21 protein-coding genes are annotated in these 24361 nt (G+C 65.5%); 18 read left to right on the forward strand and 3 right to left on the reverse strand.

Features of this window, described 5'->3' with window-relative positions:
- Nucleotides 1–53 precede the first annotated feature (53 nt).
- The 3 genes from RDU24_RS00860 to RDU24_RS00870 all read left to right on the forward strand — a co-directional run bounded on the left by RDU24_RS00860 (nt 54) and on the right by RDU24_RS00870 (nt 3396).
- Entirely contained in the window at nt 54–1001 is a 948-nt protein-coding gene (locus RDU24_RS00860; protein WP_308733829.1) for a serine/threonine protein kinase, read from the forward strand.
- 33 nt (nt 1002–1034) lie between these two features.
- On the forward strand, nt 1035–1490 hold the full coding sequence (locus tag RDU24_RS00865; protein ID WP_308733830.1) for a universal stress protein: 456 nt from the start codon (nt 1035–1037) through the stop codon (nt 1488–1490).
- Between the two features lie 85 nt (nt 1491–1575).
- The gene (locus RDU24_RS00870) at nt 1576–3396 is read left to right on the forward strand and encodes a caspase family protein (protein ID WP_308733831.1); all 1821 of its coding nucleotides are present in this window, start codon (nt 1576–1578) and stop codon (nt 3394–3396) included.
- 146 nt (nt 3397–3542) lie between these two features.
- Here RDU24_RS00870 and RDU24_RS00875 read toward each other — a convergent pair whose 3' ends face one another.
- Complete coding sequence (locus RDU24_RS00875; protein ID WP_308733832.1) at nt 3543–4025, reverse strand: hypothetical protein; 483 nt, start codon at nt 4023–4025, stop codon at nt 3543–3545.
- 204 nt (nt 4026–4229) lie between these two features.
- Here RDU24_RS00875 and carB point away from each other — a divergent pair, with 204 nt between their 5' ends.
- The 10 genes from carB (at nt 4230) to RDU24_RS00925 (ending at nt 16873) form a co-directional block, all read left to right on the forward strand.
- On the forward strand, nt 4230–7466 hold the full coding sequence (gene carB / locus RDU24_RS00880) for a carbamoyl-phosphate synthase large subunit (protein WP_308733833.1): 3237 nt from the start codon (nt 4230–4232) through the stop codon (nt 7464–7466).
- Between the two features lie 102 nt (nt 7467–7568).
- Nucleotides 7569–8972, forward strand: a complete 1404-nt coding sequence (gene purF / locus RDU24_RS00885) for an amidophosphoribosyltransferase (protein WP_308733834.1) — start codon at nt 7569–7571, stop codon at nt 8970–8972.
- 8 nt (nt 8973–8980) lie between these two features.
- Nucleotides 8981–10000, forward strand: a complete 1020-nt coding sequence (locus RDU24_RS00890; RefSeq protein WP_308733836.1) for a KpsF/GutQ family sugar-phosphate isomerase — start codon at nt 8981–8983, stop codon at nt 9998–10000.
- 141 nt (nt 10001–10141) lie between these two features.
- Nucleotides 10142–10549 (forward strand): YkgJ family cysteine cluster protein, encoded by a 408-nt coding sequence (locus RDU24_RS00895; protein ID WP_308733837.1) that lies wholly within the window; start codon nt 10142–10144, stop codon nt 10547–10549.
- A 57-nt stretch (nt 10550–10606) separates the two neighbouring features.
- Nucleotides 10607–12949 carry a penicillin-binding protein 1A gene (locus tag RDU24_RS00900; RefSeq protein ID WP_308733838.1) on the forward strand — a complete coding sequence of 781 codons (2343 nt, stop codon included), beginning with the start codon at nt 10607–10609 and terminating at the stop codon, nt 12947–12949.
- A gap of 72 nt (nt 12950–13021) precedes the next feature.
- Nucleotides 13022–13834, forward strand: a complete 813-nt coding sequence (locus RDU24_RS00905; RefSeq protein WP_308733839.1) for a PhzF family phenazine biosynthesis protein — start codon at nt 13022–13024, stop codon at nt 13832–13834.
- A 152-nt stretch (nt 13835–13986) separates the two neighbouring features.
- Entirely contained in the window at nt 13987–14550 is a 564-nt protein-coding gene (locus RDU24_RS00910) for an ATP-binding cassette domain-containing protein (RefSeq protein ID WP_308733840.1), read from the forward strand.
- A 56-nt stretch (nt 14551–14606) separates the two neighbouring features.
- Nucleotides 14607–15278, forward strand: coding sequence for a hypothetical protein (locus RDU24_RS00915; RefSeq protein ID WP_308733841.1), 672 nt, complete (start codon nt 14607–14609; stop codon nt 15276–15278).
- Between the two features lie 14 nt (nt 15279–15292).
- On the forward strand, nt 15293–15934 hold the full coding sequence (locus RDU24_RS00920) for a hypothetical protein (protein WP_308733842.1): 642 nt from the start codon (nt 15293–15295) through the stop codon (nt 15932–15934).
- Nucleotides 15935–15949: 15 nt separating this feature from the next.
- A complete protein-coding gene (locus RDU24_RS00925; RefSeq protein ID WP_308733843.1) occupies nt 15950–16873 on the forward strand; it encodes an AEC family transporter in 924 nt (307 codons plus the stop codon).
- Nucleotides 16874–16882: 9 nt separating this feature from the next.
- Here RDU24_RS00925 and RDU24_RS00930 read toward each other — a convergent pair whose 3' ends face one another.
- Nucleotides 16883–18169, reverse strand: a complete 1287-nt coding sequence (locus RDU24_RS00930) for a DUF401 family protein (protein ID WP_308733844.1) — start codon at nt 18167–18169, stop codon at nt 16883–16885.
- A 149-nt stretch (nt 18170–18318) separates the two neighbouring features.
- Between RDU24_RS00930 and RDU24_RS00935 the strand changes: the two genes are divergently transcribed.
- Entirely contained in the window at nt 18319–18786 is a 468-nt protein-coding gene (locus tag RDU24_RS00935; RefSeq protein WP_308733845.1) for a hypothetical protein, read from the forward strand.
- A 34-nt stretch (nt 18787–18820) separates the two neighbouring features.
- Here the strand turns inward: RDU24_RS00935 and RDU24_RS00940 are convergent, their stop codons facing one another.
- A complete protein-coding gene (locus RDU24_RS00940) occupies nt 18821–19387 on the reverse strand; it encodes a tetratricopeptide repeat protein (RefSeq protein ID WP_308733846.1) in 567 nt (188 codons plus the stop codon).
- Between the two features lie 119 nt (nt 19388–19506).
- Between RDU24_RS00940 and RDU24_RS00945 the strand changes: the two genes are divergently transcribed.
- The 4 genes from RDU24_RS00945 (at nt 19507) to RDU24_RS00960 (ending at nt 24358) form a co-directional block, all read left to right on the forward strand.
- Nucleotides 19507–21321 carry an aldehyde ferredoxin oxidoreductase family protein gene (locus RDU24_RS00945; RefSeq protein ID WP_308733847.1) on the forward strand — a complete coding sequence of 605 codons (1815 nt, stop codon included), beginning with the start codon at nt 19507–19509 and terminating at the stop codon, nt 21319–21321.
- A complete protein-coding gene (locus tag RDU24_RS00950) occupies nt 21318–22565 on the forward strand; it encodes a class II aldolase/adducin family protein (protein WP_308733848.1) in 1248 nt (415 codons plus the stop codon). The genes RDU24_RS00945 and RDU24_RS00950 overlap by 4 nt, the downstream gene beginning before the upstream one ends.
- 117 nt (nt 22566–22682) lie before the next feature.
- Nucleotides 22683–23609: a DMT family transporter gene (locus tag RDU24_RS00955; protein ID WP_308733849.1), complete on the forward strand. Its 927-nt coding sequence runs from the start codon at nt 22683–22685 to the stop codon at nt 23607–23609.
- 32 nt (nt 23610–23641) lie between these two features.
- On the forward strand, nt 23642–24358 hold the full coding sequence (locus tag RDU24_RS00960; protein ID WP_308733850.1) for a M48 family metallopeptidase: 717 nt from the start codon (nt 23642–23644) through the stop codon (nt 24356–24358).
- The last annotated feature ends 3 nt before the right edge of the window (nt 24359–24361 follow it).

Here is a 24361-nt window from a genome sequence, read left to right on the forward strand (position 1 = left end):
ACGTCACGCACAAAAATAAATATACATTAAAATACTCAACCAGGAGGGACAGCATGCCCGAATCTGTGCGAGAACTTGTTGAACGCTTCAAGCCGCCTGTGAGCGTGCGCACCTACGGAACCGTGTTCACGGACACCACGGAGTTCATGAACATCGGCTACGGGGATGTCATCAAGCTGGGCGGGAGGTACTACCTCGTTCTTGGCGACGAGCGCGAGCGCCGCTTCGGCATGGAGGACCCGAAGTTCTGGGTCAAGCGCTGCGTGGAAATGGAATCCGGACAGTACCGAATCCTGAAGCTGGAGTTTCAGGAGAGCTTCGACCAACACATCGGGTCGCTGACGATCACCTGCCACCGCAGCGCAGCCAAGGAGGCGCGTATTTTGCGGCTCGTCGCCGGGGACATGCGCTTCATGCAAGGCCTGGGCGTTCGCGACGAGCGCGGAAACCTTGCGCGCGTGCTCGAGCGCGTGGCCGGGCGCAGGCTGGACCTCAACATCGAGGACCTGCACCAGAGCCACCGCGAGTACTTCCAGGAGACCTTTCCCGGCATCCTGCAACGCTTCATCGGGGCGTGCAGGGCCATCCACCACCTGCACCAGCACGGCGAAACCCACGGCGACATCCGCCGCGACCACCTCTACGTGGACCACAAGACTGGCGAATACTGCTGGATCGACTTCGACTACGGCTACGACTCGGTGGAGAACCCCTTCGGCCTGGACCTCTTCGGCCTGGGGAACATTCTGTCCTTCATCACCGGCAAGGGCGTGCACACCATCCAGGACGTGGACGCCGAGGCCCTGGGCATCACTGAAGCCGACTGCGCCCTGTTCTTCCGGCATCGCGTGGTGAACCTGCGCAAGCTGTTCCCGTACATCCCCGCGGACCTGAACAACGTGCTCATGCACTACTCGGCGCAGTCGGAAGTCTTCTACGAATCCGTGCCGGAGCTGCTGGCCGACCTCGAACCCTGCCTAGAGAACCTGCGCCGGGCCTGAGGGCGCGGCCTCGTGAACGAAACGGAGGGCCTCATGGACATCAAGAACATCCTCATCAGCGTGGACGCCTCTGACAACGCCATGCGCGCCGTGGATTACGCCGCCAGCATCCTGGCCAACGCCGAGGGCGTGCGCGTGACCCTGCTCTACATCGAGCGCGCGCCCAACCGCGACAAGTTCGACGACGAGGCGGCCTGGCTGAACCAGTGCAAGCTCGACCACGACCGCGTGTTCGACTTCCTCAAGACCGCGCGCCAGAAGCTTGTGGCGGCAGGCCTCCCGGAAGCGTCGGTGCATGAGCGCACCGTCTTGTGCAGCGCCGAGCCGAGCATCGCCCAAACCATTCTGGACGTGCAGCAGGCAGAGGGCTTCGGCACGCTGGTGGTAGGCCGCCGCGGGCTCACCAAGGGCGAGGAGTTCCTGTTCGGCAGCGTCTCCAGCAAGCTGGTGCACAATGCCAAGAACTGCGCGGTCTGGGTCGTGCAGTAGGCAGCTGGCCCGCTGGACTACGCATTGCAATTCCGGGCGGTTTGGCTAACATCCCTGGACCTTTCCCCCTGCGAGGTGCCAGTCCATGATTTCGCGCGCGCTGTCCATGCTGTTCGCCGCCCTTCTGGCCGCCGTCCTGCTGTCATCCCCCGCCCTGGCGTCGGAGCGCCGCACGGCGCTGGTCATCGGCAACAGCGCCTACAAGTCAGCACCACTGAAGAACCCCGTCAACGACGCCCGCGACATGGCCGCTGCCCTGAAAGGGCTCGGGTTTGAGGTGCGGCTTTTGACCGACGCCTCGCACCAGAGCATGGAGGCGGCTGTGCGGGAGTTCGGCCAGAGCCTGCGCCAAGGAGGGGTGGGCCTGTTCTACTACGCCGGGCACGGCATCCAGGTGTCGGGGGAGAACTATCTGGTGCCCGTGGACGCGGTGATCCAGACCGAGAGCGACGTAAAGTTCGGCTGCCTGAACGCCGGGCTGGTGCTGGGGAAGATGGAGGACGCGGGCAACGGCCTGAACGTGGTCATCCTCGACGCTTGCCGCAACAACCCCTTCGCCCGCAGTTTCCGCAGCGCGGAACGCGGCCTGGCCAAGATGGACGCGCCCACGGGCTCCCTCATCGCCTACGCCACCGCGCCGGGTTCCGTCGCCAGCGACGGCAACGGCAGGAACGGCGTGTACACGGAACATCTGCTGCGCAACATGCGCACCCCGGGCCTGTCCATCACCGACGTGTTCATGCGCGTGCGCATCGGCGTCGTGGCGGCCACCGCCAAGAAACAGGTGCCCTGGGAGGCGAGCTCGCTCACCGGATACTTCTACTTCAGCGGCGCGCCCGAGGCCAACCAGCCCCTGCCGCCCGCGTCGGCCGAAACCATCGCACCCGCCGCCCCGGCGCCAGGCCCCGCCCTCGACCCCAAGGCCGAGCGCAAGCGCCTGGCCGAGGAAGCGGCGAGACTCAAGCGCGAGAAGGAAGAGCTGGCCCAACTGCAGTCACTTCAGTCCGAAAGGGAACGGCTGGAGGCGGAGCGCCACAGCATCGAGCAGGCCAAGCTGCTGGCCCTGGCTCCGCGGCCAAAGCAGCCGCCGACCTCCGAAGCGCCAGCGGCCAGCCACGCGGCCCAATTCGCGCAGCTCGCCCGCGCGGGCCTGCCCGACGCCCGCGCCTATTTCGAGCAGGCCGTCCAGGCCCGCCCTGACGACGCCGACGCCCGCGCAGGACTAGCCATCGCCCTTGTCTTCTCCGGTCGCGCCGGAGATGCGAAGTATCATGTTCAGCGGCTGAGCGAGTCCCGCACGCTGACCCCCGGGACGCGCGTGGCCAAGGGGCTCATGCTTGGGCTGGAAGGCAACGCCGACAGCGGATATCAACTGAACCGGGCCATGGAGGAAGGCGCGGACAAGGCGCTGGTGCTGCTCTGCCAGGCGGTTGCCGCGGAACGCAGAAACGAGATGGAGCGCGCCCAGAAGCTCATGGAAGACTACGCCGACCTTGCGCCCGAGCCCCAGCGCGGGGACTTCGCCAAGGCTCTCGCGCTGCGGGTCGACCTGCCGGGGCGCCTGGCCGGGTCATACACCTGGATCAACCAGGCGGGCACGGACATGGGCGAGTTCACCTTCGTCCGCGACGGCTCGGGAGCTTCCGGGCTTTCCGGCAGCGTGGCCGGGCTTGTGGATCGCGACTACCAGACCCACTCCCCGCTTGAAAACGTGCGCGTGGAAGGCCAGCGGCTCTCTTTTCAGGTGCGCCGCAGGCTGTTCTTCGCCATGCACACCTACAAGTTCGTGTGCGATCTCTCCAAGGGCCTGGACAGGCTGACCATCGTCGAGCTGGAATACGCCGGGGACACGCGCTCAAGCTACCTGTACACAACGCTTGTGCGCAAGAGCCAGCCCAGGCGCTGAAGCTGGCCCAGAACAGCCCAAGGCCGCCAACAGAAGCCTATCATCCGCCAGCGGCCTTGGGCCAAGGGTATGTTCTTTCGAGAGGTCACTCTCGCCAGTTGCCTTCTCTTCGGACGAGTCGGGCGAAAGCTTTAGCCTCCGGGCCGCTATTTCGCCGGTGCCGCGTCAGCAGCCTTGCGGTTGAAGGTCATCTTGGTGATGATGCCGGTCTTGGCCTTGTAGCTGACGAGCACGTTGTAGTCCTGGGCCGGGGCGTAGATGAGCTTCTCCTCGGCGGCCTCAAAGGCCTTGATGAAGATGGAGAAGATCTCCGTGATCAGTCCGCGGCCTGGTTCCGGCTCGGCCTGAATCTCAACTTTTCCGCCAAATTTCTCCACCTTGGACAGCCACTTGTCAATGCGTTCGGGAATGTTGTTCAGCGTGATCACAGCCGGGAAGAGCACATCCACGCTCGGCTGCTTGGCCTCAAGGGAGGCCGAGAGCTTGTAGTCGAAGCCGGTGGTGTCCATGAACTGGACTTCCTTCAAGGGCGCGGTCCCGGCTGCCGGGTTCCTGGCGGCGCAGGCCGCGAGCAGCAGAAACGCCAGGCAAGCAGCGCACAGAAACGAGATTGATTGTTCTCGCGACATGTTCCCCTCCGCTCTGATTGGAAATTATGCCATGTAAACGGCCTAGGATATCTAAGCAATCCTGTCAACACCCGGCCCCTCATCGCTTTCCCCCTGCGGGGAGCACCAGAGGCTTGCCCCTTGCCTGCTGGCGACGAATGGCGTACATCACACCCGTTTCAACGCCCTGCATACAACCACTCAAACTCACAAGCGGCGGAATCAATGCCCAAGCGCACAGACATCAAGAAGATCATGCTCATCGGCTCCGGCCCCATCGTCATCGGTCAGGCCTGCGAATTCGACTATTCCGGCACCCAGGCCCTCAAAGCCCTCAAGGAAGAAGGCTACGAGGTCATCCTGGTGAACTCGAACCCGGCCACCATCATGACCGACCCGGAACTTGCCGACCGCACCTACATCGAACCCATTGAGCCTGGCACCGTGGCCAAGATCATCGAGAAGGAGCGCCCGGACGCGCTGCTGCCCACCCTGGGCGGCCAGACCGCGCTGAACACCGCCATCGCCGTGGCCAAGATGGGCGTGCTGGACAAGTTCGGCGTGGAGCTCATCGGCGCCTCGGTGCCGGTCATCGAGAAGGCCGAGAGCCGCGAACTGTTCCGCGCCGCCATGGAAAAGATCGGCCTCAAGGTGCCCAAGAGCGGCATCGCCCGCACCATGGACGAGGTCCGCGAAATCGGCCGCTCCCTGCCCTTCCCGCTCATCATCCGTCCCGCCTTCACCATGGGCGGCACCGGCGGCGGCGTGGCCTACAACATGGAAGACCTGGAGTCCATCTCCGCCCAGGGCCTGGCCGCCAGCATGAAGAGCGAGATCATGATCGAGCAGAGCGTGCTCGGCTGGAAGGAATTCGAGCTTGAGGTCATGCGCGACAAGAAGGACAACTGCGTCATCATCTGCTCCATCGAAAACATGGATGCCATGGGCGTGCACACCGGCGACTCCATCACCGTTGCCCCGGCCCAGACCCTGACCGATGACGAGTACCAGAAGATGCGCGACGCGGCCCTGGCCATCATGCGCGAGATCGGCGTCGAGACCGGCGGCAGCAACGTCCAGTTCGCCATCAACCCCGCCGACGGCGACATGATCATCGTCGAGATGAACCCCCGCGTGTCGCGCTCCTCGGCCCTGGCCTCCAAAGCCACGGGCTTTCCCATTGCCAAAATCGCCGCCAAGCTCGCCGTGGGCTACACCCTCGACGAGATCCCCAACGACATCACGCGCGAGACCATGGCCAGCTTTGAGCCGTCCATCGACTACTGCGTCATCAAGATTCCGCGCTTCACCTTCGAGAAGTTCCCCGGCAGCGAGGACTACCTGACCACAGCCATGAAGAGCGTGGGCGAGACCATGGCCATCGGACGCACCTTCAAGGAGGCGCTCCAGAAGGGCCTGCGCTCCCTTGAGGTGGGCATGCCCGGCCTGGGCAAGAAGTTCGAGACCTGCACCGTCGAGCGCGAGGAGCTCCTGCGCCTCATGCGCAAGCCCAACTCCAACCGCCTCTTTGCGCTCAGAAACGCCATGCGCTGCGGCTTCTCCCTGGAGGAGATCCACGAGGCGTCCTTCATCGACCCCTGGTTCCTGCGCCAGATCCGCGACATCCTGCTCCTCGAGGACGAGCTGCAGTCCTTCGGCCTCAAGCAGCAGGTTTCGGCCGACAACGAGGCCGTGAAGCCCCTGCTCAAGCGCGCCAAGGAATACGGCTACTCCGACCGCCAGCTGGCCGTGCTCTGGAACATGAGCGAGGACGGCGTGCGCTCCTTGCGCAAATCGCTCGGCATCGAGCCCACCTACTACCTGGTGGACACCTGCGCGGCGGAGTTCGAGGCCTACACCCCGTACTACTATTCCACCTACGAGACCGGCCGCGAGATCGAGAGCAGGGACGTGAAGAAGGTGGTGATCCTGGGCGGCGGGCCGAACCGCATCGGCCAGGGCATCGAGTTCGACTACTGCTGCTGCCACTCCTCCTTCGCGCTGAAGGAAATGGGCGTGCAGTCCATCATGGTCAACTCCAACCCGGAGACCGTGAGCACGGACTACGACACCTCCGACCGCCTGTACTTCGAGCCCGTGACCTACGAGGACGTGCTGAACATCGTGGAGTTCGAGAAGCCGCTTGGCGTCATCGTGCAGTTCGGCGGCCAGACCCCGCTGAACCTCGCCGTTGCGCTGAAAAAGGCCGGAGTGAACCTGCTGGGCACCCCGCCGGAGAGCATCGACCGCGCCGAGGACCGCGAGCTGTTCAACGCTCTCATCCGCAAGCTGCACCTGAAGCAGCCCGCTGGCGGCACGGCCATGACCCTGACCCAGGCCACGGAGATCAAGGACAGCCTGGGCTACCCGCTGGTGCTCCGGCCCTCCTACGTGCTGGGCGGGCGCGGCATGGAGATCGTCTACGACGACGACGAATTCAACAACTACTTCAGCAAGGCGTCCATCATCTCGCCCGAGCACCCCATCCTCATCGACAAGTTCCTGGAGAACGCCATCGAGGTGGACGCCGACGCCCTTTCCGACGGCGAGGAGACCTACATCGGCGGCATCATGGAGCACATCGAGGAGGCCGGCATCCACTCCGGCGACTCGGCCTGCGTGCTGCCCCCGCACACCATCGCCCCGGAGATCGTGGCCGAGATCGAGCGCCAAGCCAAGGAACTCGCCAAGGAGCTCGGCGTGGTGGGCCTCATGAACATCCAGTTCGCCATCAAGGACGGCGAGGTATACATCCTCGAAGTCAACCCGCGCGCCTCGCGCACCGTTCCCTTCGTGTCCAAGGCCACGGGCGTTCCCCTGGCCAAGCTGGCCACCCGCATCATGCTGGGCGAGAAGCTCAAGGACCTGAAGCCCTGGGAAATGCGCAAGAAAGGCTACGTCTCGGTGAAGGAGAGCGTCTTCCCCTTCAACCGCTTCCCCGGCGTGGACATCCTGCTCGGACCCGAGATGCGCTCCACCGGCGAGGTCATGGGCATCGACCACAGCTTCGGCCTGGCCTTCATGAAGGGCCAGTTGGCGGCAGGCCAGCGCTTGCCAGGCGAAGGCACCGTGTTTATCTCCGTCAACAACCGCGACAAGGCGCTCATCGCGCCTGTGGCCAAGGCCTTTGCGGACCTGGGCTTCAAGATCGTGGCCACTGGCGGAACGGCCAGCCACCTGAAGGAGTTCGGTGTTGAGGTGACGCGCGTGTTCAAGGTGCAGGAAGGCCGGCCCAACGTGGTGGACCTGATCAAGAACAAGGCCATCGACCTGCTGGTGAACACGCCTTCCGGCAAGCGCACCATTAACGATTCCAAGGAGATCAGGCAGACCGCCCTGCTCTACGGCGTGCCCTACACCACCACGGTGGCCGGGGCTGCGGCCATGGCCCAGGCGATCCTTGAGGAACGCGGGGCAGGGCTCGGAGTCACCTGCCTGCAGGACTACTACGGCAGGCAATAGCAGTCCGCTTGCGGGCTGCGGCAAGAGCCGGGGGGCGCTGTGTCCTCCGGCGGATATCGTATTTGCTCAACCGGCGGACACAAGCCCCGGACAGGACACCCAATGAAGCGTGAGTATTGCGGCCTCTTCGGCATCTACGGACACCCTGAGGCCGCGCGCATGGCCTATTTCGGCCTCTACGCCCTGCAGCACCGCGGGCAGGAATCCGCAGGCATCGTCACCTGGGACGGCCAGGGCATCCGCGAGCAGCGCGGCATGGGCCTGGTCAACGAGGTCTTCAACGAGCGTCACCTGGGCAAGGAACTCAAGGGAACCGTCGCCCTGGGGCACATCCGCTACTCCACCACAGGCGTCTCGCTCATCAGAAACGCCCAGCCCTTCCTGGTGCGCTTCAAGGATTGGCACATCGGCGTTGGCCACAACGGCAATCTGGTGAACACGCTGGAGCTGCGGCGCGAGCTGGAAAACGACGGCTCCATCTTCCAGACCACCATGGACACCGAGGTTTTCGTCCACCTCATCGCAAAGCACATGAACGGCAGCACCATCGAGGAAGCAATCATCAAGGCCTGCTCGCGGGTCAAGGGTGCGTATTCGCTGCTCATTCTCGCCAACAACAAGCTCATCGCCGTGCGCGATCCCCACGGAATCCGCCCCCTGTGCCTGGGCCGCCTGAACGACAACTACGTCTTCGCCTCCGAAACCTGCGCCTTCGACCTCATCGAGGCCGAGTACATACGGCAGGTGGAGCCCGGCGAAATGATCGTCATCGAGAACGGCAGGCTGACCAGCCACCGCCTGCTGGAAAAAGCCCCAAAACGCCAGTGCATCTTCGAGCTCATCTACTTCGCCCGGCCCGACTCCATGGTCTTTGACGAGGGCGTGTACGAACGCCGCAAGGCCATGGGCGCCAGGCTGGCTGTGGAAGCTCCCGTGGACGCGGACTTCGTCATGCCCTTCCCCGACTCCGGCAACTACGCCGCCGTGGGATATTCCCAGGCTTCCGGCCTGCCGCTGGAGCTGGCCATGATCCGCAACCACTACGTGGGCCGCACCTTCATCCAGCCCAGCCAGGACATGCGCAACTTCAGCGTGCGCGTGAAGCTGAACCCCGTGCGCAGCATGATCGAGGGCAAGCGCATCCTCATCGTCGAGGACTCCATCGTGCGCGGCACCACCATCCGCACCCGCGTGAAGAAACTGCGCGAGATGGGCGCACGCGAGATCCACATGCGCGTGTCCTGCCCGGCCATCCGCTTCCCATGCTTCTACGGCATCGACTTCTCCAGCAAGGGCGAGCTCATCGCCGCCACAACCCCGGTGCACGACATCGCCCGGTTCATCGGCCTGGACAGCCTGCACTACCTGTCCATCCCCGGCCTGCTTGATTCCGTGGTGGAAAAAGATGCCCACTGCCTGGCCTGCTTCGACGGCAACTACCCCATTGCGCCCTGCGCGCACCAGGGCAAGATGTGCCTTGAGGCCGAGTCCAAGGTGGTAGGCTAGGAAAAGCCATGAACGACTGCCCAGGCAGCGGCACACACCCGCTTTCCGCTTCCGGCGACTGGCTTGAGCTGGCCCGCGAGGTCCTGGACATCGAGATGGAGGGCCTGGCGGCCGTTCGCGGCCAGCTGAACGGCGGCTTCACCGAGGCCCTGGGACGGCTGGCGGCCTGCACGGGACGCGTGGTGGTCACGGGCATCGGCAAGTCCGGGCTCGTGGCCCGCAAGATCGCGGCCACCCTGTCGAGCACCGGCACCCCGGCCTTCTTCCTGCACCCGGTGGAGGGTGCCCACGGCGACCTGGGCATGATCCGCAAGGAAGACGTGGTGCTGGCCCTGTCCAACTCCGGCGAGACAGACGAGCTGAACAACCTGCTGCCCGCACTGCGCGCCCTCGGCGTGTCCGTCGTGGGCATCACCTCCGGCGCGGACTCCACCCTGGCGCGCATGTCCGACGTCATCATCGAGGCCAAGGTCCCGCGCGAGGCCTGCCCCATGAATCTGGCGCCAACGGCCAGCACCACCGCGGCCCTCGCCGTGGGCGACGCGCTCGCCGTGTGCCTCATGCGCATCAAGGACTTCGGCACCAAGGACTTCAAGCGCGTGCACCCGGCAGGAGCCCTGGGCGCCCGCCTTTCGCAGCCGGTTGCGTGCCTGATGCACGCGGAGAACCTGCCCGTGGTAGACGTCACCGCGCCCGTTTCCGAAGCGCTGGCCAGGCTGAACAGCGGCGGCTTCGGGCTGGCGGCGGTGACCGATGCTACCGGACAGCTGGCTGGCGTGCTGACCGACGGCGACGTGCGGCGCATGCTCTGCAAGGCTGGCTTCGACCCCGCCCGCCCCGTGTCCGAGGTCATGACCAGGAATCCGCAAAGCGCTCCGGCCACCGCCACCGCCGCACAGGTGCTGGACCTCATGGAGGCCAGGCAGATCACCGTGCTGCCGGTGCTCACCGAAAACGGCTCGCTGGCCGGACTCGTGCACGTGCACGACCTGCTGGGCAAGGGCCGAGTGCGCTTCGCTCCGGAGTAGCCTCTGGACGCAATCGCCACAGAACCTGTCCGCGACGCGGACGCCTGCAGCCGCTGCGCGGAATACTCCGGCACCTGCTGCACGCTTTCGACCGGATCAGAGGAATTCTGCTTCCCGCTCTCAGCGCGCGAGCGCAAGGAAATGGAAGCCGCCGGGGCCACGCCCGAGGTGTTTTTCAGCCAGCCCAACACGGCTGGCTTCGTGGACAACTTGAGCCGCCTGTTCCCTGGCGAGGGCGTGCACATTCATGAGCTGTTTCCGCCCGAGGGCGTGCACGACCGCCTGGCTGTCGACGCAGACGGCGCGTGCCTGCTGCTGGGGCCAGAGGGCTGCCGCCTCCCGCGCGAGGCGAGGCCGTACTACTGCCGCCTGTTCCCCTTCTGGATACGCTCAGGCCGCCAGATGTATTTCGAGTTCAAGGAATGCCAGGCCCTGCGCGAAAGCCGCGGCGGGGCAGGCCTGCTGAAACGCCTGGGCATGACCGAAACGGGCGTGTTCGATCTGTACCACCGGTTGCGCGAGGCCTGGGGCCTCCTGGAGCGCAGATAGATGCCGCCGAAAAGCACAAGCAAAAATGCCAAGAAGAAGCCCAGAAGGGACTCATCCATGAGACGCAGCAAACGATTCAAGCGCAGGGTTCTCTGGACTCTTTTGGCCCTGCCAGCCATTGGCCTCGCCATGGTGGTCGCGGCCTTCTGGTGGCTGTCCCACGACCTGCCGGGATTCCGCACCATCACCGACTACAAGCCGCCTCTGGTGACCACCGTGCTGGCGCGCGACAACCAGGTGCTGGGCTACTTCTACAAGGAGAAGCGCTTCCTGGTGCGCCTGCAGGACATGCCCGAGCACCTGCCCAAGGCGTTCCTCGCGGCCGAGGACTCCGGCTTCTACAAGCATGACGGCATCGACCCTTGGGCCATCATCCGGGCCATGTTCATGAACCTCAAGGCCGGCGGCATCAAGCAGGGCGGCAGCACCATCACACAGCAGGTGGTCAAGCGCCTGCTTTTGACCCCGGAAAAGAGCTTCGAGCGCAAGATCAAGGAGGCCATGCTCTCCTACCGCCTGGAGCAGTATCTGACCAAGGACGAGATCCTGACCATCTACCTGAACCAGATTTACCTGGGGTCCAAGGCCTACGGGGTCGAGGCGGCGGCGCGCGAGTATTTCGGCAAGCACGTCCAGAACCTGACCCTGGCCGAGAGCGCCATTCTGGCTGGCCTGCCCCAGGCCCCCAGCCGCTACAACCCCTACTCCGACCTCCCGGCAGCCAAGGCACGCCAGAAGTACGTGCTTGACCAGATGCTGACGCAGGGCTTCATCACCAACGCCCAGCACGAACAGGCCCTGGCCCAGAAGCTCGTGTTCAAGAGCATGGAAGACCATTCCTGGAAGGTCGGCGCATACTACCTCGAAGAGGTGCGTCGCTTCCTGGTTGACAAGTACGGCGAGGACGAGGTGTACCAGGGCGGGTTGACCGTCGAGACCGCCTGCGAAATTCCGCACCAGATCGCCGCGGACAACGCCATGCGCCGGGGACTGGCCGACATCGCCAAGCGCAAGGGCTGGGAAGGTCCGGCCGGGCATCTGCAGCCGGAGGAATACGCCCGCTTCCTTGAGGACAGCCGCAACGGCGAGCCCGTGAAGCCCGGCGGCTGGCTGCGCGCCCTGGTGGTGGAAACCGCCAAGGACAAGGCCCAGGTACGCTTCGGCCAGTACACCGGCGAGATCCTGGCCAGCAGCACCACATGGTGCCGAAACGCCATCAAGGGCGTCACCGGCGCCGCGGCGGCAGTGCCCGGCGATCCGTCGCGCATCCTGCACAAGGGCGACCTGGTGTGGGTCTCCGTGCGCGAGGCCAAGGGCAACAACCACTTCATCCTCAACCTGGAGCGCGAGCCCGGCCCCGAGGGCGCGCTGGTCTCCATGATGCCCGAGACCGGCGAGGTCGTAGCGCTTTCCGGCGGCTTCAGCTTCGAGAAGAGCCAGTTCAATCGCGCCACCCAGGCCAAGCGCCAGCCCGGCTCGTCCTTCAAGCCCATCGTCTATTCCGCCGCGCTGGACAACGGCTTCACCCCCGCCTCGGTGATCATGGACGCGCCCATCGTCTTCGCCAACGTGGAGCAGGGAACCATCTGGCGGCCCGAGAACTACGAGGACATCTTCTACGGCCCCACCCTGCTCTCCACCGCGCTGGCCAAGTCGCGCAACCTCGTGACCATCCGCGTGGCGCAGAAGATCGGCATCAGAAACGTCATCGAGCGCGCCAAGGCCATGGGCATCGAGAGCGAGCTGCCGGAGAACCTGTCCATCGCGCTGGGGTCCTCCGCCCTCACCCTGATGAACCTCTGCCAGGCCTACACCACCTTCCCGCGCGGCGGCTCCTATGTGAAGCCGCGCATGGTGCTCTCCGTGCGCAGCGCCTGGGGCGAGACCCTGTTCAAGTCCGAGCCGGAGTACTTCGAGGCCATGAGCCCGCAGACCGCCTTCATCATGGTGTCCATGCTCAAGGAAGTCATCAACGTGGGCACCGGCGCCTCCGCCAAGGTCCTCGGTCGCCCGCTGGCGGGCAAGACCGGCACCACCAACAACGAGCAGGACGCCTGGTTCATGGGCTTCACCCCGTACCTGCTCACCGGCGTGTACGTGGGCTACGACCAGCTCCAGAGCATGGGCCGAGGCGGCACCGGCGCCGGGGCGGCCCTGCCCATCTGGCTGGCCTACCGCCAGGCTGTGGAGGACCGCTACCCGCCCCAGGACTTCACCCCGCCCGAGGGCATCGTCTGGTCGCGCGTGGAGAACAGCCAGGCCATCAGCTCCAAGGGCGAGCACGTGTCCGAGAGCTACTTCCTGCCCTTCGTGGAAGGCTCGCAGCCCACTGTCACCGACGTGGGCGCGGCCAGCGGCAGCGCCACCTCGGACGCGGACCTGATGAAGCAGGCGTTCTAGACGAGACATCTTCCGCAGGCCGGGGAGCCCTTCCTTGGGGCACGCCCCGGCCCTAGACATGGGAGGCCAGCCATGCCCAAGTCCTGTCCGCTGTTCCAGGTCGACGCCTTTGCCGAGGGCGTGTTCTCCGGCAACCCGGCGGCCGTCGTGCCGCTGGACGCCTGGCTGCCCGATGCGACGCTCGCCGCCATCGCGGCGGAGAACAACCTTTCGGAGACCGCCTTCTTCATACCGCTCGGCGGCGAACGGGGCTATCACCTGCGCTGGTTCACCCCCACCTTCGAGATCGACCTCTGCGGCCACGCCACCCTGGCAGCCGCTTACGTGCTCTTCCACGAGCTCGGCTTTTCCGGCCCGCGCCTGCGTTTCGAGTCGAAAAGCGGCCCGCTCTATGTGGAGCGCGTCGTTGATCAGAACGGCGAGATGCTGGCGCTGGACTTCCCGTCCTGGCCGCCCAAGCCCGTGGCCATCACCGAGACCATGGCCAGGGCCTTCGGCGCGACGCCGCTCGAGGCCTATGCCGGACGCGACCTGCTCTGCGTGTTCGCCGACGAGGACACGGTCCGCAACCTCTCGCCGGACCTGCCCGCCTTCCACGAGATGCCCTACGTCTGCAACATCGCCAGCGCCGCCGGGCGGCCCGGCGGGGAATTCGACTTCGTGTCGCGCGTGTTCTGCCCGGAGGTGGGCATCCCCGAGGATCCGGTGACGGGCTCGGCGCACAGCCTGCTCACGCCCTTCTGGGCCGAGCGCCTGGGCAAGACCCGCCTCGACGCCTACCAGGCGTCTTCAAGGGGAGGACGCCTGTTCTGCGAGTTGAGGGGCGACCGCGTGCGCATCGCCGGCCGGGCCGCGCTGTACCTGCGCGGGACGATCTACGTGTAGCTTTCCGCACTCCGACCTGCGCTCTGGCTCTGCGCAGCGTCAGGGGCCGCCCACCTCTCAATCCTGCCCTTTCCTCCTATTCCCTTGCCAATTTACACGCTGGTAACGTAAGCCCTCTCAAGGGACAACCACCAACAACCGCAGGCTTCTACATGCCCACCGAGGGCCAGATTCTGCTCGATGGCCGGGACATCCGGCGCATGGCCGCCAATGAGCTGCGGCGCAACTACGGCGTGGTGCCGCAGGAGACCATGCTCTTTTCCGGCAGCATCTACGACAACCTCATCGCCGCGCATCCGCACGCGGACTTCAAGGACATCGTGCAGGCCTGCAAGTTCGCGGAAATCCATGACGTCATTGAGAAACTGCCACAGGGGTATCAGACCGAGCTGGGCGAGCACGGCGTGGGGCTGTCCGGCGGGCAGCGCCAGCGGCTGGCCATCGCCCGCGCGCTGTTGAAGCGCCCGAAGATCCTGATCTTCGACGAGGCCACCAGCAACCTGGACGCCGAAACGGCCGAACATTTCGCGCGCACCATCAACCGACTCAAGGGTCAGACCACCATGCTCTTCATCGCCCACATGCTACCCAAGGCGCTGCTGGTGGATGAAGTCGTGCGCTTCGGCCCGCCGGAGAGCGTGAACCAGGGCTCTGGCGGGGGAGCGGGGCAGGCGACCGGACCGAGGAAGGATGGCAAGGGGCTGGATGGGGCGTGAGGGCGGGGAATCTGCATGAGCTGGAATAGTGTGCCGCGGACAGGTAAGGAGAAATCATGGTCGCTTTGATGTTATTTGGAGCAATTGCTGTTTATGCCTTACTTGCTATTGTGATTGTACGGTTCGCAACTTCATTTGCGGCTACAGAAAAGTGGAAGAAACGAACAAAAATTTTTACACTCATAGTTGCATTATATTTTCCAGTACTTGAGCCACTTGGCTCATTTTTAGTTTATCAAACATATGGCTTGGTTCTTGCGAGGGCAACAGTCTATAGTACTGCGCGTGATGTAAATAGAATATTATTAGATGGCAATGCACTTGGAGATATGATTATGATGAAACAACGTGGTGATGGTGGTGCATCGAGGAAGTTTGCAGGGTATGCATATTTTGAGTACTACAGACACGAATCAAACAAATATGTTGAGGTTGACACAAAGCATGTTGGGAAAGGGGTTGTCATTGACAATCAATGTGCAAAGTACATCATCGCAGAAAACGATTCTCCGCTCACTCCATTTTGCAAAAAGCGCACCATAACAATTAGAGATAATTCAGGCGCGGTGTTCGGTGAATATGTTGAGATCCTGTGGTTTGGCAGTCATCTGAGCCAATGGTTGGCCTCGATGACTCATGGCCGTGATCATTCCGGAACGTATTCGCCTGATCAACCGTTCCGTCAGTTCATTCAGTCCGTGCTCGTACCGGCAGAACAATCTGAATAGCTAAGGAGAGCTATATGGCGACGATCGACAGCAGATACTACACGATGTCCATCTTGAGCGGGGCCGCCTATGCTACGGACACCAATTATTCCACAACTCTTGGGGCTACACTCGGTGGCCTTGTCGGAGATGGAAAACAGTACTACACGATCGATCAGAAAGACACCGGAACCACTAAATATGGTTTCGCAGCGTATGTCTACGGGGACACGTCCAATCCGGGCGTTAAGACCATTGCCTTCCGGGGTACTGAGCTCAGTGATCCCCTTGATCTCGCTGCCGACACGGACATCCTCACCCACGGCGTGGCCATGCAGCAGATTGTGGACATGTACAACTACGTGAGCAGCCTGCGCACGGGCTCCCAAAGTCAATACCGGCTTGTAATGAGCGCGAATCCGCCGCTTGACAACACGCCCTGTGTGCAGGCCATGGGCTCACTTATTCCAGGTGCCCCTCCCTCGCTGGTCTATTATTCTCTTGAGCTTTCCGGCACGGTCGTGGGCAGCGGCGTTATCCAGCCCGGCGACACAGTGAACCTCACCGGACATTCCCTTGGCGGCCACTTGGCGCTGGATGTCAACGGCTTTGCCGAGGCCACTGGCTGGGTCGGGCCGGACAACTCCCTCAATCTGTCCACACTACATTTCTCCTAACCCCCAGAGTCACCCGTGGACAGCATCTTCATCGCCGCCATCAGCCTCATCGCGGGCGTTCTGCTGCGCCTTTCCGGGCGGCTGCCCGCCGACGCCGACCGCGTCCTCGCCGTGGTGGTCATCCAGTTCTGCGTGCCGCCGGTGGCCTTCCTGGCCGCGCGGGCCATGCCCCTCACGCCCGAGATACTCCTGCCCGGCAGCATGGCCTGGATCATGTTCGCCGGGGCCTTCCTGTTCTTCGGGCTTTTTGCGCGGCTGCTCGGCCTGTCGCGCCAGACCTTCGGCTGCCTGATGCTCACAGGCGGCCTGAGCAACGTCATCTTCATCGGCCTGCCCATGATCGAGGCCTTTTTCGGGCCGAACATGGCCTACGTTGCCTTCCTGTGCGACAACCCCGGCACCAGCGTTGTCCTGGCCGTGCCCGCCGTGCTGCTGGCCTCGCACCTGTCGGGCCAGAACGACGCCCGGAGCCGCCGCGAAGCGCTTCTGGACGCGCTGAAGCGGATGCTGCTCTTCCCGCCCTTCCAGGCCCTGGTGCTGGGGCTGCTGCTGCGGCCCGTGGCCCTGCCGGACTTTGTGCTCTCCGGCCTTTCGCGCATCGGCACGACCCTTGTCCCGCTGTCGCTGGTGACCGTGGGCCTGGGGCTGACCCTGCGCCTGCCGGGTTCACGCACCAAGGCCCTCACCGTGGGGCTGGCGTACAAGCTGGCGCTGGCCCCGGCGCTCATCTGGCTGGTGGCGGCCCAGGGCTTCGGCAACACGGGGCTGGTGGCCCAGGTGACGGTGTTCGAGGCGGCCATGCCGCCCATGGTGCTGGGCGCCATCCTGGCCACGGAGTCCGGGCTCGATGCCGAACTGGCCTCGCTCATGGTGGGCATCGGCACCTTGCTGTCCTTCGCCACCCTGCCGGTGTGGCGCTGGCTGCTGGGCGGGCTTTAGGGCAGGCGCCTAGGCGAAGCGCAGGAGCACGAAGAACCAGGCCACGCCGAAGCAGAGCAGCAGCGCGCAGGGCGCGACGAGCCGCCGCCAGGCCTGGGCCAGATCGACGTGGAAGAACTGGCAGGACAGAATGAAGCAGACGTGCAGGGGCGAGACCATGACCCCGGTGAACCCGGCGAAAAGGCCCAGCACAAGATAGGGCATGAGCTGCGCGCTGGCGCCGGTGTTGTCGATGATGCCGAACAGGATGGGGAAGGTGGAGCCCACGAAGGCCATGGTGATGCCGGAGATGGCCCCCACCAGGAAGGGCAGGGTCAGCGTGAGCACGAAGAGCGCGCCCGGCCCGGAGGCCACCTTTGTGAGCTGCTTCACCGCGCCGGAAGCCCCCAGCACGTCCTTGAACATCAGGATGGCCAGCACCAGCCCCACCACCTGGTAGAGTTCCCTCTTGCGCAGCACCCCGGCCACGAATCCCGGCCCCACGCGATTCTGCAGCAACGCGCAGAGTATCGCCAGGAAAAGCGCGGTCATGATGCCCAGTTCGAAGGGCTGGCCCGGCGCGTAGAGGGTCATGCCCACCTCAAGCCCCAGCCCGCCGATGATGGCCACCAGCATGGGCAGCCCGTCCACCAGCGCCGTCTTGAGATCGCGCGGGGCGTCCGACGGCGGGGCGTCCTTCAGGTGCGCCACGGCAGGCCGCAGGATGAACACCCAGCCGAGGGCCATGCACACGCCGATGCACGGCAACGTGTACACAACGAGCCGCGCCAGCGGAATCGCCGCCAGGGACGAGGCCAGGATGATGCCGGGGTACAGCGGCCAGCAGAGTTCCCAGAGGTGCCGGAACCAGTAGTTCACCAGGGCCGTGTCGCGGGGGGTCAGGCTGAGGTCGTCGGCCATGTCGCGCACCATGGGCGCGGAGAACACCGCCCCGCCGGGCATGGGCAAAAATCCCACAAGGGCCGGGAAGAAGGCCAGGCGCAGGCGCGGATCACGCAGGAAGCCAGAGGCCGACTGCATGAGCCGGGCGGTCTGGCCGGTCTTGTCCAGCACCTCGCTCAGGAACAGGATCAACGCCAGGATGATGACCAGGAACACCGTGTCGCGCTGGATGATGGAGGCCGCCGAGACCTGGAGCCATTCCAGCGGCGCCATGCCGAAGAGCAGGGCCAGGGCCAGGCCTCCCGCCAGCACGGAAAGCCACAAGGGCTGGCGCAGCCGCAGGCCCAGCAGCATGATGGCAAAGGCGGCGAAGACCTTGGCCAGAGGCAGGTACGTGGCGAGGAGTTCCGTCACAAGCTCTCCCGTAGAGGCACGCTGGCGCATGAGGCGTTGCCAGCGGCAAGTGCGGGTGATACTCCCTTTGCGCGCGGACGAAAAGCCCGGAGCGCCCACCCGCTTCCGTCCACAACGCGCACGACACAGCATCATCAGGAGGAATTTCCATGCCCATGACCGCAGACGACGCCCGCGCCCACATCACCGCCCTGCTCCTGGAGCGCACGTCCCAGGACGAGGCCCGGCGCAAGGAAGCCCTGCGCGACTACCTCGACGTGACCCAGGCCACCACCGACCAGGCCACCTCCGAGGCCCTGGCGGGCCTGATCCCGGCGCTGATGCCGACACTCTACGCCAAGTGGATCGGCATGTTCGCCGACAGGCTGCTCGAAACCGTGCCTCTCAACCAGGTGGAACTGGTGTGCGACGGCAGCGCGGAAAACGCCGCGGCCCTGACGCTGGCCTATGTGATGTTCCTGGAATCCGCGCGCATGGAGAAGCAGATCGACGAGGATCTGGCCGCGCTGGGCGCAGGCGCCGCAGCGGAGAGCCAGGACCAGGAACTGGCCGACATGGCCGCCAGCTACATCCGCGCGCGCCTGAGCGTCCTGGCGGAGAAGGCGAAAAAGCAGTAGTCGGCCGTTTGCCGGACCCCTAGAGGAGCCGGCCTCAGGCCTTGGCGGATAGGGCCCGTTCCACGGCCTCGGCCATTATCACCGGATCAGGCAGTTTCGACGCGTCGACGCCGTCCCCGTCATCCCCTTCCGCTTCCTGCGCAATGGCGCTCTCCACCAGGGCTATCTGAAGATTCAGCTCGCGCTGGAGCGGCACGTTGTGCGGGTCGAAGTGCAGCTTCCAGACCACGGCGGCCTTCTGCACCCGCTCCAGCCGCACCATGACCAGTCCCAGGTACACGATGGCGCGATTGTTGTTGCGGTTCTTCTGCATGATGCGCTCGAACTCGACCTTGGCCGGGATGTAGCGCCCCAGGTTGTACAGGCACTCGCCCAGGCGCTGCCGGGCCTCGACGTTCTCGCGCTCGGCCTCGAGGAATTTGCGGTACGAAGCGATGGCGGCCTCCCAGGATCCGGCGGCGAAGGCGGCGTTGGCCTCGGCCAGGACGGGCGCGGTCTCCGAGGCGCTGGCCACGGGCGCGGATTCCGGAACGCCGCGAAGCTTGTCCATGAACCCGAACAGCAGCTTGCGCCGCTTGACGTCGATCTCTTCCTTGGCCACGCGTTCCTCCCTATCAGCACTTGGCGCCCTTTTGGGCCTTGCGATTCCTGGCGGCAGAGCATACTTCTTTCGGCCACGGGGTCAAGGCCCCAATTCTCGCGAAGCAAGGGAGCAGACGCATGGCTGGGCCTAGACTCTTCGGGTGGGCAGGCAAGATACTGCGCGTGGACCTGGGCGCAAAGACCCAGGACGTGCTGCGCCTGCCAGAATCCGTGTATCGCGACTACCTGGGCGGCAAAGGCCTGGGCGGCTATCTGCTGCGCGACCACGCCACCCTGCCTCCGGGGCACCCGGACCTCCCGCTCGTCATCGCCGTTGGCCCGCTTAACGCCACCATCGCGCCCACCTCGGGCCGCTGCCACCTGACCACCCGCTCACCCCTCACCGGGGCCGTGGCCGACTCCAGCGCGGGCGGCCGCCTGGGAACGGAGCTGGCCCGCGCGGGCTGGGACGCCATCGTGATCGTGGGCCGGGCGGAACGCCCCACCGGCATCGAGATCGACGACGAGGCCGTGCGCGTGGTGGATGCCAGCGCCCTCACCGGCCTGGACACCCACGAAGTCTTCGCGCGCCTGCGCGAGCGCCGCAAAGGCGGGTCCATCGCCGCCACCGGCCCGGCGGCGGAATCGGGCTGCCTGTTCGCGAGCCTCATCGTGGACACACACCACGCGGCCGGGCGCTGCGGCCTGGGCAGCGTGGCGGGGGGCAAGAACCTCAAGTACCTGGCCGTGCGTGGCACGGGTCGGCGCAAGGTCGCGGATTTGCCCGGCCTGAAGACCGCGCGCGAGGACATCCTGCGCCTCACGGCGGCCTCCCCTGTGCTGCTCGGCCAGCACGGCTTCTCCTGCTTCGGCACGGGCAGCATCTTCGACCTCATGGACTCCCGGCGCATGATGCCCACGGACAACTTCCGGCGCACGCGCTTCCCCGGAGCCGAGGGCCTGAACGCCTACGCCTACAAGCAGCGCTACCAGCCGCGCCGCCACGGCTGCCAGGGCTGCCACGTGCTCTGCAAGAAGATCGCGGCGGACGGCCGCTCCATGCCCGAGTTCGAGACCATGAGCCACTTCACCGCGCTCATCGGCAACACGGACCTGGAACTGGTGCTCAAGGCCAACGACCTGTGCAACCGCCTGGGGCTCGACACCATCAGCGCAGGCTCCACCCTGGCATGCCACCGGGAGATTTCCGGCCAGGACCTCACCGGCGAGCGCGTGCTGGAACTGCTCACCGGCATGGGCACGGGCGTGGGGCCGGGCGCGGAGTTGGGGCTCGCATTGGCAAAAGGCTCCGCAAACTACGCCGCGAGCATGGGCCGCCCGGAGCTCTCCATGAGCGTGAAGGGGCTTGAGCTGCCCGCCTACGACCCGCGCGGGGCCTACGGCATGGCGCTGGCCTACGCCACCAGCGCGCGCGGCGGCTGCCACCTGCGGGCCTACCCCATCAGCCATGAGATCCTGCGCAAGCCCGTTGCCACGGACCGCTTCAGCTTTTCCGGCAAGGCGCGCATCGTGAAGATCGCCGAGGACGCCAACGCCTGCGTGGACTCGCTCATCGCCTGCAAGTTCCTGTTCTTCGCCGCCAGCCTGGAGGAATACGCACGGGCCTTTTCCTCGGTGACGGGCGTCGCCGCCACCACCCACGACCTGCTCGTCATCGGCGAGCGCGTGGACTACCAGGAGCGGCTCATGAACGCCCGGAACGGCTTCAGCGCCAAGGACGACGACCTGCCCGCGCGCTTCTTCAACGAGGAAGGCACCAGCGGCCCGGGCCTGCCCATCCCGCCCGTCCCGCGCGAGGACTTCCTGGCCGCCCGCAGCGCGTACTACCGCATCCGGGGCCTGACTCCGGACGGCCTGCCCACGCGAGAGACGGCGGAGCGGCTGGGGCTGCCCTGGCCGTCCGGCCTGGCCAGCGGGGAGGTTGGCCGATGAACACGCTGATGGCAAAATACGCCGCCAAGCTGTCCGCCACGGGCCTGTGCGCGCCGGGAGACGTGCTCATGGCCGCCCTGGACGACGAACTGGCCTGGAGCCAACCGACGGACACGGGCGACCCGCGCCGAAAGCTCATGGGAGCCGTGTTCGCGGGCATGAACATCAGCGCGCTGCTCCTGGCGCGACCGGCGGGCGTGTACCAGGCGGTCATGGTCGAACTGGCCCGACAGGCCCTGGCCGACGGCACCACGAGTGGATGGGGGTCCATCACCCCCGGCGACTGCGAAACGCGCACCTTCCTGCACGACCTGCCCGTGGTGGACTCCATGGGCGCGGATGTCGTCATCCAGGCGCTGCGCCAGCGCAAGGGCTGCGTGATCCTGAACGGCGACGAGGTTCTCGTGGCCGCCTTCGGCACCGTGAGCCCGGAACAGGCTTATGTCACCTTCAGCTCCATGTGCTTCGCCTGCTTCGTGGCCTACTTCGCGGACCACCTGCTCCGCGCGCGCCAGGGCAGCCTTACGCCGGAGCGCCAGGCGGCCTTCGAGCGCATCAAGGCCTTGCTGCCGGAAGACCGCGACGACCTGCCGGACCTGCTGCCCGGCCCCTTCGAGAGCGAGGACGCCGCGCGCGAGGCTCTTATCCAGGCAGGCCGCCACACGGTGGAGTACGGCCTGGTGGACTCCTACTTCGGCAATATTTCGTATCGGTTGGGCGACACCATCCTCATCAGCCAGACCGGCAGCTCGCTGGACGAGCTCGGCGCATGCATCGACCCCTGCCGCATGGACGGCAGCTCCTGCGCTGGCATCACCGCCTCCAGCGAGTACTCCGCGCACAAGGCCGTGTACGAGGCCGAGGACAACGCGCGGGCCATCCTGCACGGCCACCCGCGCTTCTCGGTGATCCTGTCGCTGGACTGCGAGCGGCTGGACTGCCCGAAGCTGGGCGAGTGCCACCGCGCCTGCGACACCCCGCGAGCCGTCACCGACCCCAGCGGCGGGCTCGGCGTGCCCATCGTGCCGGGCGAGGTCGGCACCGGTCCCTTCGGCCTGTGCAACACCCTTCCCGCGGCCCTCACCGGCACCAGCGGCGAAAAGCGCGGGGCCATCGTCTACGGGCACGGGCTGTTCACCCTGGGCGCGGTGGACTTCCGCGACGCCTTCGCCACCCTCATGGGGGTGGAGCACTTCTGCCGGGCGGAGTATTTCCGGCGAGTGGCCCGGCTCGGCGGAGAATAAATCCAGGCGGGTGAGGACTCCCGCGCCACATTATCCCCATCCATGCATTCCCATCCGCGAGCAGGGGTGATACCCCTGCCTTCCTGCCAGTGACGGCAGACAAAACGGGGTGAACACATGACAGACCTTGAACGTCGGCAGCGGCGCGCCGCCCTTTTGCCAGTGCTGGCGCTCACCGCGGCCAGCATCCTCTGGGCCAGCGCGTTCATCGCCTTCAAGCTGGCCTTCCAGGCCTACGACCCCATGTTCGTGCTCTTCGCGCGCATGCTCGTGGCGTGCCTGTGCTTTCTGCCGCTGGCCGCGCGCTTCCGCAATCAGGTCTACCTGCCCGGCGACTGGAAACCCATCCTGCTCATGAGCCTGTTCGAGCCGTGCCTGTATTTTCTCTTCGAGACGGCGGCCATCAAGAACACCGAGGCCGCCCAGGCGGGAATGATCGTGGCCATGCTGCCGTTGCTGGTCGCCATCGGCGCGCACTTCTTCCTCAAGGAAAAGGTGACGCCGCGCACCTGGACCGGGTTCGCCCTGGCCGTGGGCGGGGCCGCAATGCTCTCGCTCCAGTCGAGCGCCACGGAGAACGCACCCCATCCGGCCCTGGGCAACTTCCTTGAGTTCCTGGCCATGTGCTGCGCCATGGGCTACACGATCCTGCTCAAGAAGCTCTCGGCGCGCTACTCGCCCCTGTTCCTGACCGCCAGCCAGGCCCTCATCGGCTGCCTGTTCTTCCTGCCGCTCATGTTTCTGCCCGGCCAGCGCCTGCCCACGGAGTTCGTGCTCATCCCCGCCCTCTCGGTCATCTACCTGGGCGCCGCCATCACCCTGGGCGCCTATGGCCTGTACAGCTACGGCGTGAGCAAAATCCCCGCCAACCAGGCCTCGGCCTTCATCAACCTCATCCCCGTGGCAACCGTGCTCATGGCGCGCTTCGCCCTGGGCGAGGTCTTCGGGCTGGGGCAATATCTGGCCTCGGCCCTGGTGCTCGTCGGCGTGGTGGTGAGCCAGGACAAGAAGGGCAGGCAAGCCGAGGCCGAAGCCGCAGCCTAGACAAGCACCCGGCTCCCGTGAGAATTGCGGACATGCTTGAACTGCTGGAGATCACCCACGCGGGCCAGCGCATCCTGGTGCAGGTCCGTTACGACCGCTTCCGCACGCTGCGCCTCTCGGTGCGTCCGGAAGGCACGGTCCTGGTGCGCGCGCCGCGCCGAGCAAGCCAGACGCAGATCCGCGCCCATGTGGAGACCAAGGCCGGGTGGATCATCCGGCACCTGGAGCGCTTCCGCGTCCTGCGCGAGGCCGCGCCGCAACCGCTTACCTATCTCAGCGGAGAGACCCACGCCTTCCTCGGGCGAGAGTACACCCTGGAGGCCCGGCAGGACGAGCGCAACGCCGTGCGTCTGGAAGACGGCTGCCTGGTCGTGACCACCCTCTTCCCCCCCACCCCGGAAAAGGTGCGCAAGCTGCTCGACACCTGGCACCTGGAGCAGGCGCGGGAGCTGTTCCATCGGTTTCTCCGCGCCTTGCAGCCGCAGTTCGACGCCCTGAACGTGCCGCGCCCGGCGTGCCTCAAGATTCGGGCAATGACCAGCCGCTGGGGCACCTGCTCGCGCTCGGGCACCATCACCCTGAACCGGCATCTCACCCGGGCTCCGCTGGAATGCGTGGAATACGTCGTGGCCCACGAGCTCTGCCATTTGCGGCATTTCGGCCATGATGCGCATTTCTATGGTCTGCTGGAGCGCGTCGTTCCTGACTGGAAGGCGCGCCGGAGGCGGCTGCGGAGCGTGCCGCTGTAGAAG

The organism is Humidesulfovibrio sp., assembly GCF_031082295.1.
Lineage (GTDB): Bacteria > Desulfobacterota > Desulfovibrionia > Desulfovibrionales > Desulfovibrionaceae > Humidesulfovibrio.

Coding starts and splice junctions, on each gene's coding strand:
- RDU24_RS00890 (WP_308733836.1), top strand. CDS start 8,981: ATGAACGACTGCCCAGGCAGCGGCACACACCCGCTTTCCGCTTCCGGC.
- RDU24_RS00950 (WP_308733848.1), top strand. CDS start 21,318: ATGAACACGCTGATGGCAAAATACGCCGCCAAGCTGTCCGCCACGGGC.
- RDU24_RS00935 (WP_308733845.1), top strand. CDS start 18,319: ATGCCCATGACCGCAGACGACGCCCGCGCCCACATCACCGCCCTGCTC.
- RDU24_RS00865 (WP_308733830.1), top strand. CDS start 1,035: ATGGACATCAAGAACATCCTCATCAGCGTGGACGCCTCTGACAACGCC.
- RDU24_RS00895 (WP_308733837.1), top strand. CDS start 10,142: ATGGAAGCCGCCGGGGCCACGCCCGAGGTGTTTTTCAGCCAGCCCAAC.
- RDU24_RS00960 (WP_308733850.1), top strand. CDS start 23,642: ATGCTTGAACTGCTGGAGATCACCCACGCGGGCCAGCGCATCCTGGTG.
- RDU24_RS00920 (WP_308733842.1), top strand. CDS start 15,293: ATGGCGACGATCGACAGCAGATACTACACGATGTCCATCTTGAGCGGG.
- RDU24_RS00910 (WP_308733840.1), top strand. CDS start 13,987: ATGCCCACCGAGGGCCAGATTCTGCTCGATGGCCGGGACATCCGGCGC.
- RDU24_RS00945 (WP_308733847.1), top strand. CDS start 19,507: ATGGCTGGGCCTAGACTCTTCGGGTGGGCAGGCAAGATACTGCGCGTG.
- RDU24_RS00870 (WP_308733831.1), top strand. CDS start 1,576: ATGATTTCGCGCGCGCTGTCCATGCTGTTCGCCGCCCTTCTGGCCGCC.
- RDU24_RS00860 (WP_308733829.1), top strand. CDS start 54: ATGCCCGAATCTGTGCGAGAACTTGTTGAACGCTTCAAGCCGCCTGTG.
- carB (WP_308733833.1), top strand. CDS start 4,230: ATGCCCAAGCGCACAGACATCAAGAAGATCATGCTCATCGGCTCCGGC.
- RDU24_RS00900 (WP_308733838.1), top strand. CDS start 10,607: ATGAGACGCAGCAAACGATTCAAGCGCAGGGTTCTCTGGACTCTTTTG.
- RDU24_RS00875 (WP_308733832.1), bottom strand. CDS start 4,025: ATGTCGCGAGAACAATCAATCTCGTTTCTGTGCGCTGCTTGCCTGGCG.
- RDU24_RS00905 (WP_308733839.1), top strand. CDS start 13,022: ATGCCCAAGTCCTGTCCGCTGTTCCAGGTCGACGCCTTTGCCGAGGGC.
- RDU24_RS00955 (WP_308733849.1), top strand. CDS start 22,683: ATGACAGACCTTGAACGTCGGCAGCGGCGCGCCGCCCTTTTGCCAGTG.
- purF (WP_308733834.1), top strand. CDS start 7,569: ATGAAGCGTGAGTATTGCGGCCTCTTCGGCATCTACGGACACCCTGAG.
- RDU24_RS00915 (WP_308733841.1), top strand. CDS start 14,607: ATGGTCGCTTTGATGTTATTTGGAGCAATTGCTGTTTATGCCTTACTT.